General features: G+C 65.0%; 15 protein-coding genes and 2 tRNA genes. 8 read left to right on the top strand and 9 right to left on the bottom strand.

Annotated features, from left to right (window positions below; genetic code table 11):
* Positions 1-116: 116 nt before the first annotated feature.
* Both AB0J29_RS22275 and AB0J29_RS22270 read left to right on the top strand, forming a co-directional pair.
* A complete protein-coding gene (locus tag AB0J29_RS22275; RefSeq protein WP_364789247.1) occupies positions 117-2276 on the top strand; it encodes an RNA degradosome polyphosphate kinase in 2160 nt (719 codons plus the stop codon).
* Positions 2277-2512: 236 nt separating this feature from the next.
* Complete coding sequence (locus AB0J29_RS22270) at positions 2513-3481, top strand: bifunctional NUDIX hydrolase/histidine phosphatase family protein (RefSeq protein WP_364789244.1); 969 nt, start codon at positions 2513-2515, stop codon at positions 3479-3481.
* A gap of 165 nt (positions 3482-3646) precedes the next feature.
* Here the strand turns inward: AB0J29_RS22270 and AB0J29_RS22265 are convergent, their stop codons facing one another.
* From AB0J29_RS22265 to leuC, 3 genes are all read right to left on the bottom strand, one after another.
* Entirely contained in the window at positions 3647-4276 is a 630-nt protein-coding gene (locus tag AB0J29_RS22265) for an HU family DNA-binding protein (RefSeq protein WP_364789241.1), read from the bottom strand.
* Between the two features lie 156 nt (positions 4277-4432).
* Positions 4433-5041 carry a 3-isopropylmalate dehydratase small subunit gene (gene leuD, locus AB0J29_RS22260; RefSeq protein ID WP_364789302.1) on the bottom strand — a complete coding sequence of 203 codons (609 nt, stop codon included), beginning with the start codon at positions 5039-5041 and terminating at the stop codon, positions 4433-4435.
* Positions 5042-5231: 190 nt separating this feature from the next.
* Positions 5232-6653, bottom strand: coding sequence for a 3-isopropylmalate dehydratase large subunit (gene leuC, locus AB0J29_RS22255; protein ID WP_364789238.1), 1422 nt, complete (start codon positions 6651-6653; stop codon positions 5232-5234).
* Positions 6654-6803: 150 nt separating this feature from the next.
* Here leuC and AB0J29_RS22250 point away from each other — a divergent pair, with 150 nt between their 5' ends.
* From AB0J29_RS22250 to AB0J29_RS22240, 3 genes are all read left to right on the top strand, one after another.
* Entirely contained in the window at positions 6804-7505 is a 702-nt protein-coding gene (locus AB0J29_RS22250; protein WP_364789235.1) for an IclR family transcriptional regulator, read from the top strand.
* Between the two features lie 35 nt (positions 7506-7540).
* Positions 7541-8077, top strand: coding sequence for a PPOX class F420-dependent oxidoreductase (locus tag AB0J29_RS22245; protein WP_364789232.1), 537 nt, complete (start codon positions 7541-7543; stop codon positions 8075-8077).
* A 126-nt stretch (positions 8078-8203) separates the two neighbouring features.
* The gene (locus tag AB0J29_RS22240; protein ID WP_364789229.1) at positions 8204-8392 is read left to right on the top strand and encodes a DUF5302 domain-containing protein; all 189 of its coding nucleotides are present in this window, start codon (positions 8204-8206) and stop codon (positions 8390-8392) included.
* A 912-nt stretch (positions 8393-9304) separates the two neighbouring features.
* Here the strand turns inward: AB0J29_RS22240 and AB0J29_RS22235 are convergent.
* The 4 genes from AB0J29_RS22235 to AB0J29_RS22220 all read right to left on the bottom strand — a co-directional run bounded on the left by AB0J29_RS22235 (position 9305) and on the right by AB0J29_RS22220 (position 11998).
* Positions 9305-9377: transfer RNA gene (locus AB0J29_RS22235), tRNA-Glu, on the bottom strand.
* Positions 9378-9532: 155 nt separating this feature from the next.
* Positions 9533-9604, bottom strand: a tRNA-Gln gene (locus AB0J29_RS22230).
* Between the two features lie 134 nt (positions 9605-9738).
* The gene (gltX, locus tag AB0J29_RS22225; protein WP_364789226.1) at positions 9739-11211 is read right to left on the bottom strand and encodes a glutamate--tRNA ligase; all 1473 of its coding nucleotides are present in this window, start codon (positions 11209-11211) and stop codon (positions 9739-9741) included.
* A 13-nt stretch (positions 11212-11224) separates the two neighbouring features.
* Entirely contained in the window at positions 11225-11998 is a 774-nt protein-coding gene (locus AB0J29_RS22220) for a fumarylacetoacetate hydrolase family protein (protein ID WP_364789223.1), read from the bottom strand.
* A 209-nt stretch (positions 11999-12207) separates the two neighbouring features.
* On the opposite strand from AB0J29_RS22220, the gene AB0J29_RS22215 reads away from it, so the two are divergent.
* The 3 genes from AB0J29_RS22215 to AB0J29_RS22205 all read left to right on the top strand — a co-directional run bounded on the left by AB0J29_RS22215 (position 12208) and on the right by AB0J29_RS22205 (position 14992).
* Positions 12208-13389 (top strand): MFS transporter, encoded by a 1182-nt coding sequence (locus tag AB0J29_RS22215; RefSeq protein WP_364789220.1) that lies wholly within the window; start codon positions 12208-12210, stop codon positions 13387-13389.
* Between the two features lie 371 nt (positions 13390-13760).
* Positions 13761-14285 carry a hypothetical protein gene (locus tag AB0J29_RS22210; protein ID WP_364789217.1) on the top strand — a complete coding sequence of 175 codons (525 nt, stop codon included), beginning with the start codon at positions 13761-13763 and terminating at the stop codon, positions 14283-14285.
* Positions 14286-14815: 530 nt separating this feature from the next.
* Positions 14816-14992 carry a hypothetical protein gene (locus tag AB0J29_RS22205; protein ID WP_364789215.1) on the top strand — a complete coding sequence of 59 codons (177 nt, stop codon included), beginning with the start codon at positions 14816-14818 and terminating at the stop codon, positions 14990-14992.
* An 83-nt stretch (positions 14993-15075) separates the two neighbouring features.
* On the opposite strand, the gene AB0J29_RS22200 is transcribed toward AB0J29_RS22205, so the two are convergent.
* Together AB0J29_RS22200 and serA are read right to left on the bottom strand one after the other, a co-directional pair.
* Entirely contained in the window at positions 15076-16083 is a 1008-nt protein-coding gene (locus AB0J29_RS22200; RefSeq protein ID WP_364789212.1) for a 3-isopropylmalate dehydrogenase, read from the bottom strand.
* A 194-nt stretch (positions 16084-16277) separates the two neighbouring features.
* Positions 16278-17897 carry a phosphoglycerate dehydrogenase gene (serA, locus tag AB0J29_RS22195; protein WP_364789209.1) on the bottom strand — a complete coding sequence of 540 codons (1620 nt, stop codon included), beginning with the start codon at positions 17895-17897 and terminating at the stop codon, positions 16278-16280.
* Positions 17898-18477 lie beyond the last annotated feature (580 nt).

The following is an 18477-nucleotide window of genomic DNA, read 5'->3' as shown; positions in this document are numbered from 1 at the left end:
GACTGTGCACGGCCCGGTTCGTAGGGGATGATCGTTGGCGTGAGTGAGCGAAGCAAGCGATTTCGGAACCAGCGTGCCTCGCGCGTGTCGGGGCCGCGTCCCAGCGAGGCGCGGGCATGAGTGAGATCGAAACCGTCAAACAGCAGGTGTTGCCGACTGCACTGCCCGCCGCGACCCCGCCTGCCGAGGATGCCGGCGCGCAACGGTTGCCACGTGATCGCTACCTTAACCGAGAACTCAGTTGGCTGGACTTCAACACCCGAGTACTCGCGCTTGCCGAGGACGCATCGCTGCCATTGTTGGAGCGCGCGAAATTCCTCGCGATCTTCGCCTCCAATCTGGACGAGTTCTATATGGTCCGCGTCGCCGGTCTCAAACGCCGTGCGGAGACCGGACTTTCGGTGCGTTCGGCCGACGGCCGCTCGCCCACTGAACAATTGGAGTTGATCGCGGCGCGCGCCCAGGAGATCGCCGATCGGCACGCCCGCGTGTTCCTGGACTCGGTACTGCCCTCGCTGACCGCCGAGGGCATCGCTGTCATCGACTGGGCCGATCTGGACGGCGATGAGCGCCAACGCCTCTCGGGCTATTTCCAAGACCAGGTTTTTCCGGTACTCACCCCACTCGCGGTGGATCCGGCACATCCATTCCCCTACATCAGCGGGCTGAGTCTCAACCTCGCGGTGACGGTGAAGGATGCCTCCACCGGTGGTGAGCATTTCGCCAGGGTCAAGGTGCCCGACAACGTCGATCGCTTCATTCGGGTGCGGCGTACCGATTCCGGCTCCCCCGTCGCGGCGTTCCTGCCGATGGAGGAACTGATCGCCGCGCACCTCGATATGCTGTTCCCGGGTATGAAGGTGGTCGAACACCATTCCTTCCGGATCACCCGCAATGCCGATTTCGAGGTCGACGAGGATCGCGACGAGGATCTGCTACAGGCGCTCGAGCGCGAACTCGCCCGGCGCCGCTTCGGGTCGCCGGTCCGATTAGAGGTCTCCGACGATATGACCGAGCACATGCTCGATCTGCTGCTGCGTGAACTCGAGGTCGATCCCGGCGATGTGATCCAGGTGCCCGGTCTGCTGGACCTGTCCTGCCTGTGGCAGGTGTACAGCGTGGACCGGCCCAATCTCAAGGACGCACCGTACGTGCCCGCAACGCCGCCGGCATTCGGCGAGCGCGAGACCCCGCGCAACGTCTTCCAGGCGCTGCGCGAGAGCGATGTGCTGGTGCACCACCCCTACGACTCGTTCTCCACCAGCGTCCAGCGGTTCATCGAACAGGCCGCCGCCGACCCACAGGTGCTCGCGATCAAGCAGACCCTGTACCGCACCTCCGGTGACTCCCCGATCGTGAACGCGCTGATCGACGCGGCCGAGGCGGGGAAACAGGTCGTCGCACTGGTCGAGATCAAGGCCCGCTTCGACGAACAGGCCAATATCAAATGGGCCCGCGCGCTGGAACAGGCGGGCGTACATGTGGTGTACGGCCTCATCGGCCTCAAGACGCACTGCAAGACCTGTCTGGTGGTGCGCCGCGAGGGTTCGACCATCCGCCGCTACTGCCATATCGGCACCGGCAACTACAATCCGAAGACGGCGCGCCTCTACGAAGATGTCGGATTGCTCACCGCCGCACCGGAAATCGGCGCCGACCTGACCGATCTTTTCAATTCGCTGACCGGTTACTCGCGAAAGGCCAACTACCGCAACCTGCTTGTCGCACCGCAAGGTGTGCGCGCTGGCATCATCGAGCGAATCCAGCGCGAGATCGAGCTGGCCAAGGAGGGTGTCCCGGCACGAATCCGGATGAAGGCCAATGCAATTGTCGACGAGCAAGTCATCGACGCGCTCTACCGAGCTTCTCAGGCCGGTATACCGGTGCAGATCGTGGTGCGCGGCATCTGTGGTCTGCGACCCGGTGTCGAGGGGATGAGCGAGAACATCGAAGTGCGCTCGATTCTCGGTCGTTTCCTCGAGCATTCGCGGATCCTGCACTTCCAGGCCCAGAACGAATACTGGATCGGCAGCGCCGACATGATGCACCGGAATCTGGACCGGCGCGTGGAAGTCATGGCGCAGGTGAAGGATCCGAAGCTGTGCGAGCAGTTGGGCTCGGTGTTCGATTCGGCGCTGTATCCGACGACCCGCTGCTGGATACTCCAAGCCGACGGCAGCTGGCATGCCTCGCCCGACGGCGCCGATCGCAACGGCGTCGAGGTGCGTGACCACCAGGAATTCATGATGCGAGTACGGAGACCGGATCAGCCGTGAGTAAGCGGCAGCGAGTGAACCATCAACACAGCGTGCAACCGCGCACGACGGAGTCGAGCGCCAGCGAGGCGCAGTCGTGAGCGAGCGTCAGCGAGTGAACCATCAACACAGCGTGCAACCGCGTGCGACGGAGTCGAGCGCCAGCGAGGCGCAGTCGTGAGCGAGCGTCAGCGAGTGAACCATCAACACAGCGTGCAACCGCGCACGACGGAGCCGAGCGCCAGCGAGGCGCAGTCGTGAGTGGTTCGACGGGATACGAGAAGGACGGGGGGCCGTTCTTGGATCCCCGGGTAACAGCCAACATTCACGCCGCGGGTGCGGTGCTGTGGCGCAAGGCGGCCACTGGATCCGACGCCATCGAGATCGCCGTGGTGCATCGCCCCAAGTATCAGGATTGGTCGCTGCCGAAAGGCAAACTCGATCCGGGCGAGACGCCGGTGCTCGCCGCCGTGCGCGAGGTCGGCGAGGAAACCGGCCTCGACTGCCGGCTCGGCCGGTATCTCGGGCACGTCACATATCCGATTCCGGGTCACCGGAAACTCAAGCGGGTCGACTATTGGGCCGCCCAGGTCTGCGGCGGTGAATTCAGCGCCAATTCCGAGGTCGATGTGCTGTCCTGGTACACCTTGGACCGGGTGATGGACCAATTGTCGTATCCGATGGACCGGCAGGTGGTTCGCGCCTTCACCCGCCTGCCCGCGGCCACCGACACGCTGCTGCTGGTGCGGCATGCGAAGGCGGGCAGCCGGGACCGATTCGACGGTCCGGATGAGCAACGCCCGCTGGAGCGAGCCGGGCGGGCCCAAGCCGCCGCGCTGGTCCCGAATCTGCTGGCATTCGGTGCATCCGAGATCTATTCGGCTGATCCGGTGCGCTGCGTCCAGACGATGGAACCGCTGGCGGAGAAACTCGGCACGACCATCGAGATCGAACCGTCGTTCTCCGAAACCGCTTATGCCACAGCGCCGGACAAGGCTCGACAATGCGCGGCAGCACTGGTCTCGGATCGTGCGGTGCGCGTTCTGTGCAGTCAGGGCAAGGTAATTCCCGATCTGCTGCGGTGGTGGGCCGATCGCGACGGCGTTACGCTGCCGCCCGCGCGCAACCGCAAGGGCAGTGTGTGGGTGCTGTCATTCGCCTCGGGGCGATTGGTCGCCGCCGACCACCTCGACCGGTCACTGTCGGACGCCATCGTCAAGTCCTGACGTCCCAGAGGGACCACAACCGTCATACGGTTGCTTCTCGACACCGAATCCAGACATGGACAGCCGAAAGGGCCCCGGGGCGAGCCCCGGGGCCGTTTCGAGCCGGTATGCCGGTGATTCCGCCTAGCGGAGCCGAATCACCTGACGGCACTGCATCTGCCAGTGTCAGCGCGCGCGGCGGGCCGGAGCCTTCTTGGCCGCAGTCTTCTTGGCGGGCGCCTTCTTGGCGACCGTCTTCTTGGCGGTGGCCTTCTTGGCCGCCGTCGCCTTGACCGGAGCCTTCTTGGCGACGGTCTTCTTGGCGGGCGCCTTCTTCGCGGCCGTCTTGGCGGCAGTTGCCTTGCGCGCGGTCGTCTTTGCCGGGGCCTTCTTGGCCGCCGCCTTCTTCGCGGGCGCCTTGGTGGCGGTCGCCTTCTTGGCGGCGGTCTTCTTCGCCGCCGTCTTCTTGGCGGCCTTCTTCGCCGCCACCGCTACATTCGCGCCGCGTTTGACGGCGGGGCCGGTCGCGGTCAGCTTCTGCTTACCCGCGATAACCGCCTTGAACTGCGCGCCCGGACGGAACGCTGGCACCGAAGTGGGCTTCACCTTCACGGTTTCGCCGGTACGCGGGTTCCGCGCGACGCGAGCCGCACGCTTACGCTGTTCGAACACACCGAATCCGGTGATTGTGACGCTCTGACCCTTGTGCACCGCGCGCACGATGGTGTCGACCACATGCTCGACTGCCGCGGTGGCCGTGCGCCTGTCCGTACCCAACTTTTCGGTCAGAACGTCGATCAGTTCCGCCTTGTTCATTGAATCCTCCGCAGACTAATGGCCCGTCGTCGGACCGACTAGGTACCACGGTAAACCCACATTGAGCAAGAGTCTATGTGCCACGCCAAAATTCATGTGGTTTAGCACACGTCCAGCTACCTCCCCAAGGCGAACTCAGCTATCGCTACCGGGTGATTACGCCTGCGAAATATGTGCCGGGAGGGTTGTGGGTTTCCAACTTGGCCTTGCCTTTTCGAACTCGCCGATGACGTCACTGCGCCGCAGTGTCAGCCCGATGTCGTCCAATCCTTCGAGCAGACGCCACCGTGTGTAGTCATCAATATCGAACGGCAACACGACGGTTCCAGCCGTCACGGTGCGTGCCTCGAGGTCCACTACCAATTCGAGACCGGGCTGTTCCTCGAGCAACTTCCAGAGCATTTCGACATCGTTCTGTGACATCTGTGCGGCCAACACTCCACCCTTGCCCGCATTGCCGCGGAAGATGTCGGCGAAGCGCGACGAGATGACAACACGAAAGCCGTAGTCCGACAGCGCCCATACGGCGTGTTCGCGTGAGGATCCGGTGCCGAAGTCCGGACCGGCCACCAACACACTGCCCCGGTTATAGGGTTCGGTGTTGAGAATGAACTCCGGATCCGATCGCCATGCTGCGAACAGTCCGTCCTCGAATCCCGTTCGCGTCACCCGCTTCAGGTACACGGCCGGAATGATCTGATCGGTGTCGACATTGGATCGGCGCAGCGGCACTCCGATCCCCTTGTGCACGGTGAAGGCTTCCATTTGCTGATTCTCCTGGGTCATTAGACGATTTGAGCGGGTCGTTTCGAGCGACCTACAAGCAGTCGCTACGGCTGCCGTTTCGAGCGACCTACAAGCAGCCGCTACGGCTGCCGTTTCGAGCGACCTACAGGCAGGCGCTGACGGCCGGAAAGAGCGATTCGGCGCGGACACAACGGCGTCCGCAGGTCGATCAGTCCAGGTCTGCGGGCGAGGACAGGGTGCCGCGGACCGCCGTAGCTGCCGCTACCAGCGGGGAAACCAGGTGCGTACGGGCACCTTTGCCCTGCCGGCCCTCGAAGTTGCGGTTCGAAGTGGAGGCGCAGCGCTGACCCGGCGCGAGCTGATCGGGATTCATTCCCAAGCACATCGAGCAGCCCGCCTGACGCCATTCGGCACCCGCCTCGGTGAAAATCTCACCGAGTCCTTCTTTTTCCGCCTGGGCGCGTACCCGCATAGATCCCGGTACAACCAGCATTCGCACCCCGTCGGCGACGCGGCGTCCCTTCAAAATCCCGGCCACGGCACGCAAATCCTCGATGCGTCCGTTGGTGCACGATCCGACGAATACGGCGTCGACCGATACATCACGAAGTGGAGTACCCGGCTCCAAATCCATGTATCGCAACGCTTTCTCCGCGGACTCGCGCGCCGTCTCGTCGGTAATCTGCGCTGGATCGGGCACCTTCTCGCCCAGCGGCGCACCCTGTCCAGGATTGGTACCCCAGGTGACGAACGGGGTCAGCGAGCTGGCGTCGATGTGCACCTCGGCGTCGAAAACCGCGCCCTCATCGGTCTTCAGCGCCTCCCAGGCGGCCACTGCGGCATCCCAGTCGGCTCCCTGCGGCGCGTGCGGGCGGCCTTTGAGGAATTCATAGGTCGTTTCGTCAGGAGCGATCATGCCGGCCCGCGCGCCCGCTTCGATCGACATGTTGCAGATGGTCATTCGGGCCTCCATGGACATGGCGCGAATGGCCTCGCCGCGATACTCGAGCACATAGCCCTGACCACCGCCGGTACCGATCTGAGCGATGACGGCCAGAATAAGGTCCTTGCTCGTAACACCGGGGGGCAATTGGCCGTCGACGGTGATCGCCATGGTCTTGAACGGGCGCAGCGAGAGTGTCTGCGTGGCAAGGACGTGCTCGACCTCGCTGGTGCCGATGCCCATCGCCAGCGCGCCGAACGCGCCGTGCGTCGAGGTGTGGCTATCGCCGCACACCACCGTCATCCCCGGCTGGGTCAAACCCAATTGCGGCCCGACGACGTGCACGATGCCCTGATCCAGATCCCCCATCGGATGCAGGCGCACACCGAATTCCATGCAATTGCGGCGCAGCGTCTCCACCTGGGTGCGCGAAATCGGATCGGCGATCGGTTTATCGATATCGATCGTCGGGACGTTGTGGTCCTCGGTCGCGATGGTGAGATCGGGACGGCGCACCGGACGGCCTGCGGCGCGGAGCCCGTCGAAGGCCTGTGGGCTGGTCACCTCATGCACGAGGTGCAGATCGATATAGATCAGATCGGGCTCGCGCGAAGCCCCCTCGCCCTCCCCCCGGGCGACGACATGCTGCTCCCACACCTTCTCGGCCAGTGTGCGGCGCTCGGCCATTCTCGATCACCTTTCCGACGAGCAACCGATGCACGCGATCCAGGCTGAGGCGCGCGCACGGCTACACAAATTTTGGACTGTTTCCGACGCGTCCGGAGCGAGCAGACCTTGAAGTGGCTTTCTCAGTATCCGAGACGCTAATATCGTTATATGAGACAGCATAGCGGTATTGGCGTCCTCGACAAAGCGGTGTCAGTGCTGTATGCCGTCGCGGAGCATCCATGCGGTCTCAACGAACTATGCACCCGCACCGGCCTACCCCGGGCCACCGCCCACCGCTTGGCCGTCGGGCTCGAGGTGCACCGGCTGCTCGCCCGCGACAACAATGGTCTGTGGCGGCCCGGCCCGGCCCTCGCCGAACTCGCCACCGGGGCCACCGATCCACTACATGAGGCCGCCGCGGCCATTCTCCCGCGTCTACGCGAGATCACCGGCGAGAGCGTCCAGATCTACTGCCGAGACGGCAATGCGCGGGTCTGCATCGCCGCCCTGGAACCGCCCGTCGGCCTGCGCGACACCGTACCGATCGGGGCGCGCCTGCCGCTCACCGCGGGTTCGGCGGCCAAGGTACTGGTCGCCTGGGCGGATCCGGAACTGCAGGGCACCATCCTGGCCGATGCGGTGTTCGGCGAGCGAGCGCTGGCCGAGGTCCGCAAGCGCGGCTGGGCCCAGAGCGCCGCCGAGCGGGCCAGCGGCGTGGCCAGCGTCTCGGCACCGGTGCGCAACGCCGCCGGCCACGTCATCGCGGCGGTCTCGGTATCCGGACCGATTGATCGCATGGGCCGCAGACCCGGCGCCCGCTGGGCGGCCGACCTGGTCGCCGCCGCGGACGCACTACACAAGAGGCTGTAACATGTTCTAGTTTCGAGCATCTAGAGTTGGTGCGCATGGGAGTAAACAAACGGGCCCAGATCGTCATGTCCGACGCCGAGATTTCCGAATTCCTGGAGCGCAGCCGCATCGCGACGCTGGCCACCATCGGTCCGAACGGTGCACCGCACCTGACCGCGATGTGGTACGCACTCATCGACGGCGAGCGTGCGCCCGACGGCTCGGTCCGCACGCTCCCCGAGCTGTGGTTCGAGACCAAGGCCAAATCGCAAAAGGCGGTGAATCTACGCCGCGATCCCCGCATCACCTGCATGGTCGAAGCAGGCCATACCTACGACCAGCTGCGCGGCGTCTCCATCGAGGGCCATGCCGAGATCATCGATGATCCGGACAAGCTCTTCGCCGTCGGTGTGAGCGTCTGGGAGCGCTACACCGGCCCCTACAGCGAAGAAGTCCGCCCGCTCGTCGAGCAGATGCTCACCAAGCGGGTAGCGGTCCGTGTGGTCCCGAATCGTCTGCGCAGCTGGGACCACCGCAAACTCGGCCTCCCCCAGCTCCCGCTTGGCGGCACCACCGCCCAAGCCCTCGACTGATCGCGCCACGCGGGCAAAATCCGGCTGACACGCCGCACCCGGCCCAGTAGCGTCAACCCTGTTCGACCCGAATCGGCCGTGCGACGCCTTTGGCGCGACGCACGGCCGCGACGACGAGGAGCAGACATGGCGGAAAGTTCCAACGGCAAGGCGGCACCGAGCACCGAAGAGGTCAAACGCAAGTTCAAGGAAGCCTTGGAACGCAAAAACCAGCATCACGCCAAGTCGAACGACCACCTCGACGGCCGCTCCAAGGCAACTGCCGCCCACGGCAACGCCAGCCACAAGCGAGAGTTCCGCCGCAAGAGCGGATAGGCAGCCCTACCGGCTGCAAAGGCCCTCCAGCGAAACCGCCGGGGGGCCTTTTGCGTATCGCCAAAACTCTCGACACTGTCGATCTCCGGCGGATCCGAACAACTCGAGTCATGTGCTCGACGGCAACCTGGCACGCCGCCACCACAAAGCGCCCAGCAGCGCGGCACCATCGCCACATCCACGCAAAATCACCCCTGAGCTGATGCTCCGAGGCGAAGCTCCGAGCCCGACCAGCGCGAAGCCCTCCGGACCGGAGCCGAGGCTCCGCCACCGCCACGACAGACCGTCCCTAGCGACAAGCGATCAGCATCACACCGGCGCAATGGCACCCCGATCTGCTGTTCGGAGCGAAGCCCGCCCGACGGTTGTCCGAGGCAAAGCCCTCCGGGCAGCGTGGAGTTGCCCACTACCACGGCAAACCGGCGCCCACCCGCGAGAAACAGCACCCCAATGGCACCTGGGCCAGCCCGTCCTGGCACGCCCTGTCCAACTCGGGTCTGGGCAGAGCCCTCTGGATGGGATCTGGGATTCCACTCACAACAAACTGATGAACCAGTCCCCGCACCACGGCAAACGCGCCAAGCAGCGAGGAAACACAACAGGGCCACACCATACAGCGGCACCCTGACCTGCTGTTCCGGGGCGAAACTGCCAGGCCCGACCGGTGTGTTCAGGACAGAGGCCGCCAATCAGCGCCGGGAGGTGCCCCTACCCCGACAAAGCGCCCCACCGACGAGAAAACAGCGGGCCCCCCCGAACCCCCCAGTCCGGCCCGGGGCGAAGCCCCCGGCCCGACTCGGGGGTCCGGGGGCGAAGCCCTCCGGGTGGGGGTGTGGGGGTTTCACCCCCACAAAACAATGCGAAAACGAGAAAGGCTCACGCTCTGTGTGAGCATGAGCCTTTCACTCGTTGTAGCCCCGACGGGATTCGAACCCGCGCTACCGCCTTGAGAGGGCGGCGTCCTAGGCCGCTAGACGACGGGGCCAGGACTCGATCTCTCACATTTCAGTGAGTGATCTTTCCGGTTGATCTTTCGATCAGTGGAAGCTCGGTTAGCTTAGCTGACCGAAGCTCGGCGACCAAATCGCCGGATGCTGAACAGCTTTCGGTCGCGCACCGAGAGACGAACAACATTCTCCGCTGGGGTACCAGGACTCGAACCTAGAATGGCTGAACCAGAATCAGCTGTGTTGCCAATTACACCATACCCCAATGACCAGGACGTTTGACCTCGTGTCCGGCTGACCCGAGGCCCGGTTCCGAGCCGAGAAGAAGAGTACCAAACTGCATACGGTCTACTACAAATCGCCTGGTCAACGCCCTGTTTTTCGGTCAACGGCGGGTTTTCAGGCCGGTGCCGTCCAGTCCCGCGCCGAGCGCAGCCGAGCCAGGCTCGTCTGCCGGCCGAGCAGTTCCAGCGATTCGTACAGCGGCGGGCTGATATGCGAACCCGTCACTGCCACTCGCACTGGTGCGAACGCCTTGCGCGGCTTGAGCCCCAGATCATCGATGAGCGCGGTTTTGAGCGCATCCTCGATAGCGGGGGTGGTCCAGGCCGTGAGCGGCTCCAGCGCGGCAATGGCGGCATCCAATACCGATGTCGCATCGGAACCGAGGTTCTTCGATCCCGCCGCCGGATCAATCGCGAACTCTTCCGCGGGCGCGAGCAAGAAACGCAGCAGATCCCAGGCATCGGACAACACCACGATCCGCGTCTGCACCAGTTCGGCGGCGGCGGCGAACAACTTGTCGTCGATGTCGGCGCCGATGTGACCGTGTTCGGTGAGGAACTCACGCAAGCGGTGCGCGAAATCACCCGGCTCCAGCAATCGGATGTGTTCGGCGTTGAGTGCGTCCGCCTTCTTCTGATCGAAACGGGCCGGATTCGAATTCACCTTCGAGATATCGAAGGCCGCCACCATCTCGGCCATCGAAAACACATCGCGATCCTCCGCGATGCCCCAGCCGAGTAGCGCCAGGTAATTCAACAAACCCTCCGGGATGAATCCCCTATCCCGATGGAGGAACAGATTCGACTCCGGATCGCGCTTGGACAACTTCTTGTTGCCCTGACCCATCACGAACGGTAGATGACCGAACTCCGGAGTGAACTCCGCGACACCGATCCGGCGCATCGCCGCATAGAGCGCAATTTGACGCGGAGTGGACGAGAGAATGTCCTCACCGCGCAACACATGGGTGATCTTCATCAATGCGTCGTCGACCGGGTTAACCAGCGTATAGAGCGGATCGCCATTACCGCGAGTGAGTGCGAAATCGGGCACGGTACCCGCTTTGAAGGTGGTTTCTCCTCGCACGAGATCGTGCCAGGTGATGTCTTCGTCGGGCATTCTGAGCCGGATTACCGCCGGGCGTCCGGCGGCGCGATAGGCCGCGATCTGCTCGGGGGTGAGATCGCGATCATAGTTGTCGTAGCCGAGTTTAGGATCGCGCCCCGCGGCGCGATGACGCTCCTCAACTTCTTCGGGCATGGAAAAAGATTCATATGCTTCACCGGCCGCCAGCAAATTCCGCACGACCTCCATATGCAGCTCGCGTCGCTGCGATTGCCGATAGGGCGCATAGGGCCCGCCGACCTCCGGGCCCTCGTCCCAGGTGAGGCCGAGCCAGCGCAGCGCGTCCAGGATCGCACCGTAGGATTCTTCGGAATCGCGTGCGGCATCGGTATCTTCGATGCGGAAGACGAACTTGCCGCCGGTATGGCGGGCGTACGCCCAATTGAACAGCGCCGTCCGGACCAGGCCGACATGTGGCGTCCCGGTCGGTGACGGGCAGAAGCGGACCCGTACTTCAGTCATGGCTCTCTTTCGACTAGCGCTTGGCGGCAACAGGATTGGTGAGGGTTCCGATGCCCTCGACGGTCACGGAGACGTTCTGCCCGGACTGCAGCGGGCCGACACCCTCCGGGGTGCCGGTGAGCAGCACATCGCCGGGCAGCAGCGTCATCACCGTCGTCACCCATTCGATGAGCTTCGGAATATCGTGCAGCAGAAGCGAAGTGCGGCTGCGCTGGCGGACCTCGCCGTCGACTTCGGTGACGATCTCCAGATCCGAAGGGTCGAGCGAGGTTTCGATCCACGGGCCGAGCGGGCAGAAGGTGTCGTAGCCCTTGGCGCGGGTCCACTGGCCGTCGTGCTTCTGCTGATCGCGCGCGGTCACATCGTTGGCGACGGTATAGCCGAGCACCACGTCGAGCGCGCGGGCGGCGGGCACATCCTTGCATGGACGGCCGATGACGATCGCCAGCTCACCCTCGTAGTCGACCTGGGAGGAGCTGGGCGGCAATACGATTGACGCGTTCGGGCCGATGATCGAGGTGCTCGGCTTCATGAAGATCACCGGATCCGCCGGTGCGACCCCGCCCATTTCGGCCGCGTGCGCGGCGTAGTTCTTGCCGATGCAGACCACCTTGCTGGCCAGAATCGGCGCGAGCTGGCGCACATCGGCCAGCGGCCAACTCCGCCCGGTGAATGTCGGAGTACCGAACGGATGTTCCGCGATCTCCTTGGCGACGCTCTCGCTCCCCTCCCCTTCGATGCTGACGAAAGCGACTCCATCGGGACTGGCGATTCGACCTAGACGCATGCACCGCAGTCTATCGACCGCCCTCGACCTGCTCGAACGCGCCCGACCGCGCGGTCCGGAACCGCGCGCGGCAGCGGTCTCGGCCGCCGGCGGTGTGAGCAGTTCGGCAGCACCACAGCCGAATCCGCTCGTCCGCGGGTGTACGGTGAGACTCAATGTTCACAGAGTGAGAGTCCATTCCCACATTTTGAGAATACGAGGTGAGAGTGATGGCTACGACCATGACGCAGATGCGCGACATCCGACGATGGTCCATGCTCGGCCTCAGCGTGTTCGCACAGGCCTCGAGTGCCGTCTTCGTGCACGGGGTGCCGTTTCTCTTGCCCGCGCTCACGGCCGATGGCATGCCGCTGGCTACCGCAGGGCTGCTGGTGGCCATGCCCACCGTCGGCCTGGTGTGCACGCTGATCGCCTGGGGATATGTCGTCGACCGGATCGGTGAGCAGAAAGTGCTGGTCGGCGGACCACTGCTGATGTTCGGCGCGGGCGTCGCGGCGGCTACCGTCTCCGATTACGTGCTACTCGGGGCATTGCTGCTCCTCGGCGGCGTCGGCGCGGCGAGTACCAATGGCGCCAGCGGCAGGGTGATCGTCGGCTGGTTTCCGCCCCGGCGGCGCGGACTGGCCATGGGAATCCGACAGGCCGCACAGCCCATCGGCGTCGGTATCGGCGCGCTCAGCGTTCCGACCGTTGCGGCCACGCACGGTGTCTCGACGGCCATTCTCGTGCCCGCGGTGATGGCGGGAGCCGCCGCGCTCGGCTGCCTGATCGGGATCATCGATCCACCCCGACCCGTGGGCGCGGCGGCAGATCGAGCCAACCCGTATCGCGGCGACTCCACGTTGTGGCGTATCCACACAGTGTCGGTGCTGTTATGCATTCCCCAAGGCACCGTATGGACTTTCGCATTATTGTGGTTGCATAGTGACGTTGGCTGGTCGCTGCCCGTAGCGGGCGTTCTGGTGACCGGAACCCAATTCCTCGGCGCCCTAGGGCGAATCGGCGCGGGCGCCTGGTCCGATCGCGTCGGCAGCCGCCTTGGACCGCTGCGCACCGTCGCCATCGCCGCCGTAATCTCCATGGCCGCCTTGGCTTTTGCCGCATGGACACATGCGTGGTTGGCCGCGATCCCGCTGCTGATCGCCGCATCGGTCATCACGGTTTCCGATAACGGTTTGGCCTTCACCGCGGTCGCCGAAATCGCCGGACCGTACTGGAGTGGACGCGGACTTGGCATCCAGAACACCGGCCAGAACCTCGCAGTAGCCGCCATCCCACCGGTTTTCGGTGCGCTGATCACCGCGAGTGGCTTCCCCGCCGCTTACCTGTTGGCCGCCGTCCTGGCGATGGCCGCGGTTCCCTTGGTTCCCACCGATCGGCGATCCGAATAACGGCCTCTGACGAAATCGCGCCCGTCCAGGTCCCGCCCCGGGCGGGCGCTTCGCATGCGCACCAGGCACATTCGGCCGCCTCGCCTGTGAGACCCACCGAATCAGCAGTCGAGCAGTAGCGGCGGAATCACTACTTGCCCGAAAGACGTTGTCCGCCTGCGATTTCTGGGGCCGAACTTGGCGCGAGAGCCGCGGCGGTTGCACACCATCTTCGAAGCGGCGGGTTCGGAACTCCGACCGAAGGCCCATTACGAAATGCCGAGCGCGGCATACGCGATCGCCCCCTGGCACGGCCAGAGTAGATCACGTCGCGCCACCCACGATGTAAATCCAGCCTTGACAAGGTCAGTGTGTCAAGTCAGGCTTTACATATGTCTGATGAACAGCAGCGCGTCGACGCACAGGACGAACGGGCGATGCTCGGAAAGTTGTTGTCCGCCAATGCGGAACTGGTGGTGGGTGTGCTACGCCCGGCGGAGGGCAAGCCCGGCGTCCCGGTGCTCGCCGCACTCACGGCGACCCGCAATCTCAATCGACTCGTCGACGACATCCTGCACACTCTGGCCCGGCAGGCCCGCGAAGAAGGCCACACCTGGGCCGAAATCGGCGATCTCCTCGGCACCTCCCGCCAAGCGGCCTTCCAACGCTTCAGCGGTCCGATGCCCCCGATGGTCCCGTTTCCCACACCTCCGACTCCGCCCGTTCCCCCGACACCACCCGGATTCCCGGCACGACCCGGATTCCCTACCGCGCCAGCCGGATTCTTGACACCACCCGGAATCCCCACCCCGCCAGCCGGATTCCCGGCCCCACCACACCCGCCCATGCCACCCGGCCCACCCCCGATGCCAACCCCACCCGACGTGCCGAAGTCCCCAGCTCTGCCGCCCTTTTGATCCCCCGCTCAACGAACTCTCCTACAGCCAAACGAGATAACCATGTCCACAGACCCCGCCCCCGGCCGGCCAACGCCTCCACCGCCCAGCCCCGCCCAATTCGGCTGGCCAATCCCGCCGCTCAACTGGGCAACACCTCCGGTACCGCCGAACCCACCGGCCACGCCGCATTGGCCCCCTCCTCCGCGGCCGCACAGCTGGGCGGCGCCTGGCTCAGCGAGCTCTCCTACCGCGCAACACCTTCCCGGCGGATGGCCCGCTCCGCCGCCACCAGATCCACACACTCCGCCACCACCCCTTCGAGCAATCGGCGCGACACCGCCCGATTCGACTGCCGCACAACAGGTACCGTGCCGGCCACCCACCCGGACGATGGTTTCTCCACTACCTGGTGAGTCGACATCACCACAGGTACCGACGCCGCAAGCCCAGTGGCAGCCTCACATCTCGGCGAATCCCTGTGAAGCGACCCAGCACCCCGACTTCAGTGCCGAGCCGCGGAAATCCGACGACACCACTGGGCGGCCATCATGACCGCACGACAATCCACCGCCGAACAACTGACCGAACAGCGCAAGCCCGGACCATCCGACGCCGAATTCATCAGTGCGGCAACCATCGTCGTCGAACACCAGCATCGAGCGATCGCTGGTGCGATGTTCGCCGCGGCACGGGTCCACGATCTCATCGCGAGTCGCCGGCGCTGATTACAAGCGCGCTGAAACGGACGAGGCGGTATGGCTACCGCTGCGGGCCCGCGCTCGAAACCGAGCGCGGGGCCGAGTACGAATCAGACCGCCGCGGCGATCCGGTCGCCGATCTCGACGGTCGAGGCCGCGCCGGTGCGGGCGGCGAGATCCTTGGCGACCGCGGCTTCGATGCGGGCGGCGCCTTCGGTATTTCCGAGGTGGTTGAGCAGCAACGATACCGACAGAATCGCAGCGGTCGGGTCGGCCTTGGACTGACCCGCGATATCGGGGGCACTGCCGTGGACCGGCTCGAACATGCTCGGGTTGGTGCCGGAGGCATCGATATTGCCGCTGGCCGCGAGGCCGATTCCGCCGCTGACCGCAGCCGCGAGGTCGGTGATGATGTCGCCGAAGAGGTTGTCGGTGACGATCACATCGAAGCGGCCCGGGTCGTTGACCATGTGGATGGTGGCGGCATCGATGTGCTGGTAGGCGGTCTGCACCTCTGGGAACTCCGCCGCGACCTCGTTCACCGTGCGCTGCCACAGCGAACCGGCGAAGGTCAGCACATTGTTCTTGTGCACCAGCGTGAGGTGCTTGCGTCGGGCCTGCGCCTTGGCGAAGGCGTAGCGGACAACGCGCTCGATGCCGAAGCGGGTGTTGGTGCTGACCTCGGTGGCGACCTCGTGTGGCGTCTCCACCCGGATGGCGCCGCCGGTGCCGGTGTAGGGCCCCTCAGTGCCCTCGCGCACGACCACGAAGTCGATATCCGGATCGCCCGAGAGCGGACTGGTCACACCCGGGTACAGCTTCGACGGACGCAGGTTCACATGGTGATCCAGCGCGAACCGGGTGCGCAGCAGCAATCCGCGCTCGAGCACTCCGCTCGGCACCGACGGATCGCCGATCGCGCCGAGCAGGATCGCATCGTGCTGCTTCAGCTCGGGCAGCACCGAGTCCGGCAGAATCTCCCCGGTCGCGTGATAGCGCCGCGCCCCCAGGTCGTACTCGGTCTTCTCAACCCCCGGCTGCACCACGTCGAGCACCTTGAGCGCCTCCGCGATGACCTCGGGCCCGATCCCATCACCCGCGATAACAGCAAGCTTCATAACACCAACGCTCCGTTCATTGATACCAACCGCCACCGTACTTCGCCCCCACCACAGCCTGCTGCCGGGCATCGCGGCGCACGTTTTCGCACGCCACGCACTGTTTGCCGGCAATTACGTGCCTGCCTTGACATTTCGTAGGCGGCAGATGTGGCGGCGCCGCGCAGAGTAGGGGTGCGCGGCGCCGGTGGTTGTCAGAAGAGGTCGACCAGGACGATCTTGGCGGCGCCGACGGATTCGGCGATCGCGGCTTGGATGTCCGCGGGGACTTCGCGGGCCACACGGAGAACGACGGTTGCGCCTTCCTTGTCGACATCCTGGCTCAGCTGTGCGGCAAGGATGTCGATCTCGGCCTCACCGAGCTTGGTGCCGATCTTGCCCAGGGCACCCGGCTTGTCCTCGTAGTTCAGCACGGCCAGGTTCAGGCCCTCGGCGCGCATATCGTAGTTGCGGCCGTTGATGTTGACGATCTTCTGCACCAGCTGCGGCTCGGTCAGCGTGCCCGCCACATTCAGGGTGCGGCCGTCGCCGAAGACCGCACGCAGGTCGACGACACTGCGGTGGCTCGGGCTCTCCGAAATCTTGGTGACCTCGGCGGTAATGCCGCGGTCCTTGGCCAGCGCGGGGGCGTTGACGAAGGTGACCGCCGGGCTCTGCCCGTTTGTGCCGGGCTCGACCAGTGCGGAGAAGAGGCCGCGCAGCGCGGCCAGCTCCAGCACCGCAACATCTTGCGCGGCCAGCTCGCCGCGCACCTGCACCTCGATGCTGACCGGCAGCTCGTTGGACACCGCACCGAGCAGGTGCCCCTGCTTGCGCACGATCTCCAGCCACGGCGCGACCTCGTCGCCGACGGTGCCACCGGTGACGTTCACCGCGCCCGGCACGAATTCACCGGCCAGGGCCAGCAGTACGGACTTGGCGACATCGGTGCCCGCGCGGTCCTGCGCCTCGGCGGTGGAAGCACCCAGGTGCGGGGTCACCACGACCTGCGGCAGGTCGAACAGCGGGCTGTCGGTGCACGGCTCGCTATCGAATACGTCCAAGCCGGCGGCACGCACATGACCCGACTTGATGGCGTCGGCCAGCGCCTGCTCATCGACCAGCCCCCCGCGTGCGGCATTGACGATGATGACGCCCGGCTTGGTCTTGGCGATTGCCTCCTTGCCGATGATGCCCTTGGTCTCCGGGGTCTTCGGCAGGTGCACCGAGATCAGGTCGGCGCGCTCGAGCAGTTCATCCAGGCTCAGCAGTTCGATGCCGAGCTGGGCGGCGCGGGCCGGGGAAACGTAGGGGTCGTATGCGATCACCTTGGTCTCGAAGGCAGCGAGACGCGCGGCGAACAGCTGGCCGATGCGGCCGAGGCCGACGACGCCGACGGTCTTGTCGAAGATTTCTACACCGTTGAACTTGCTGCGCTGCCAGGTGCGCTCGCGCAGGGTGGCGTCGGCGGCCGGGATCTGGCGGGCCGCGGCCAGCAGCAGCGTGACGGCGTGCTCGGCAGCGGTATGGATGTTGGAGGTGGGCGCGTTGACCACCATGACGCCGCGCTCGGTGGCCGCGGGCACATCGACGTTGTCGAGGCCGACGCCGGCGCGGGCGACGATCTTCAGGTTCTTCCCGGCCCCGAGCACCTCGGCATCGACGGTGGTCGCCGAGCGGACGAGTAGGGCGTCCGCCTCGGGCACCGCGGCCAGCAGCGCCGGACGGTCGGGGCCATCGACCCAGCGGACCTCGACACCGTCACCGAGCGCGTCGACGGTCGACTGGGCGAGCTTGTCGGCGATCAGAACAACAGGACGGCCTGCTTGGCTCACTGTGGGGTACTCCTGGGAGGAAAGGGGGTCGGCAATTACCGCGCACCAGCTTAGTTGGCCGGAATCCGCCGCGGCTTACCCCCCGGTAGACGGCTGCCTCAACACGCAGGAAGGCCCCGCACCAACGGTGCGAGGCCTTCCTCGTCGCACGCCGTCACAGCGGCGTCGGCGCGGTCGAAACCATCGACCGAGACAGCGTCACCAGCCGCCGAAAGAACCCGTCCACAGGGTGTGGAAAATACCGTGCAGAGCAGCGCTACCGGTGGAGAGCAGGCCGTCCAGGGCAGCGGAACCGGTGTGGATGATAACGGGGATCATGAAGTTTCCTCTTCGTCGAAACAAATCCAGTCGAACTGGCTGACACATGGCACATCGGGGGCCGAGCAAATAGGGTTACGGAATTCTGATCTATTGTGATGCAGGCTGCATATCGCTTTCAATTGTGATCTGGACAACCGACCAGCATCTCTCTGATCAGGCCGTATCTGACCTAATGCAGGTCAGCAGCAGTTTGTCGCACTGTAATTAGCTCCGCAAATGAACCTTTCTAAGAGACATCTGAGAGAAGGCTTGACGCCGC

Source organism: Nocardia sp. NPDC049707, assembly GCF_040674855.1.
Taxonomy (GTDB): domain Bacteria; phylum Actinomycetota; class Actinomycetes; order Mycobacteriales; family Mycobacteriaceae; genus Nocardia.
Note: the sequence above shows the minus strand (reverse complement) of the source record. Positions and strands in the feature narration are given on the sequence as shown.

Coding starts and splice junctions, on each gene's coding strand:
- AB0J29_RS22275 (WP_364789247.1), top strand. CDS start 117: ATGAGTGAGATCGAAACCGTCAAACAGCAGGTGTTGCCGACTGCACTG.
- AB0J29_RS22265 (WP_364789241.1), bottom strand. CDS start 4,276: ATGAACAAGGCGGAACTGATCGACGTTCTGACCGAAAAGTTGGGTACG.
- leuD (WP_364789302.1), bottom strand. CDS start 5,041: ATGGAAGCCTTCACCGTGCACAAGGGGATCGGAGTGCCGCTGCGCCGA.
- leuC (WP_364789238.1), bottom strand. CDS start 6,653: ATGGCCGAGCGCCGCACACTGGCCGAGAAGGTGTGGGAGCAGCATGTC.
- AB0J29_RS22250 (WP_364789235.1), top strand. CDS start 6,804: ATGAGACAGCATAGCGGTATTGGCGTCCTCGACAAAGCGGTGTCAGTG.
- AB0J29_RS22245 (WP_364789232.1), top strand. CDS start 7,541: ATGGGAGTAAACAAACGGGCCCAGATCGTCATGTCCGACGCCGAGATT.
- AB0J29_RS22240 (WP_364789229.1), top strand. CDS start 8,204: ATGGCGGAAAGTTCCAACGGCAAGGCGGCACCGAGCACCGAAGAGGTC.
- gltX (WP_364789226.1), bottom strand. CDS start 11,211: ATGACTGAAGTACGGGTCCGCTTCTGCCCGTCACCGACCGGGACGCCA.
- AB0J29_RS22220 (WP_364789223.1), bottom strand. CDS start 11,998: ATGCGTCTAGGTCGAATCGCCAGTCCCGATGGAGTCGCTTTCGTCAGC.
- AB0J29_RS22215 (WP_364789220.1), top strand. CDS start 12,208: ATGGCTACGACCATGACGCAGATGCGCGACATCCGACGATGGTCCATG.
- AB0J29_RS22210 (WP_364789217.1), top strand. CDS start 13,761: ATGTCTGATGAACAGCAGCGCGTCGACGCACAGGACGAACGGGCGATG.
- AB0J29_RS22205 (WP_364789215.1), top strand. CDS start 14,816: ATGACCGCACGACAATCCACCGCCGAACAACTGACCGAACAGCGCAAG.
- AB0J29_RS22200 (WP_364789212.1), bottom strand. CDS start 16,083: ATGAAGCTTGCTGTTATCGCGGGTGATGGGATCGGGCCCGAGGTCATC.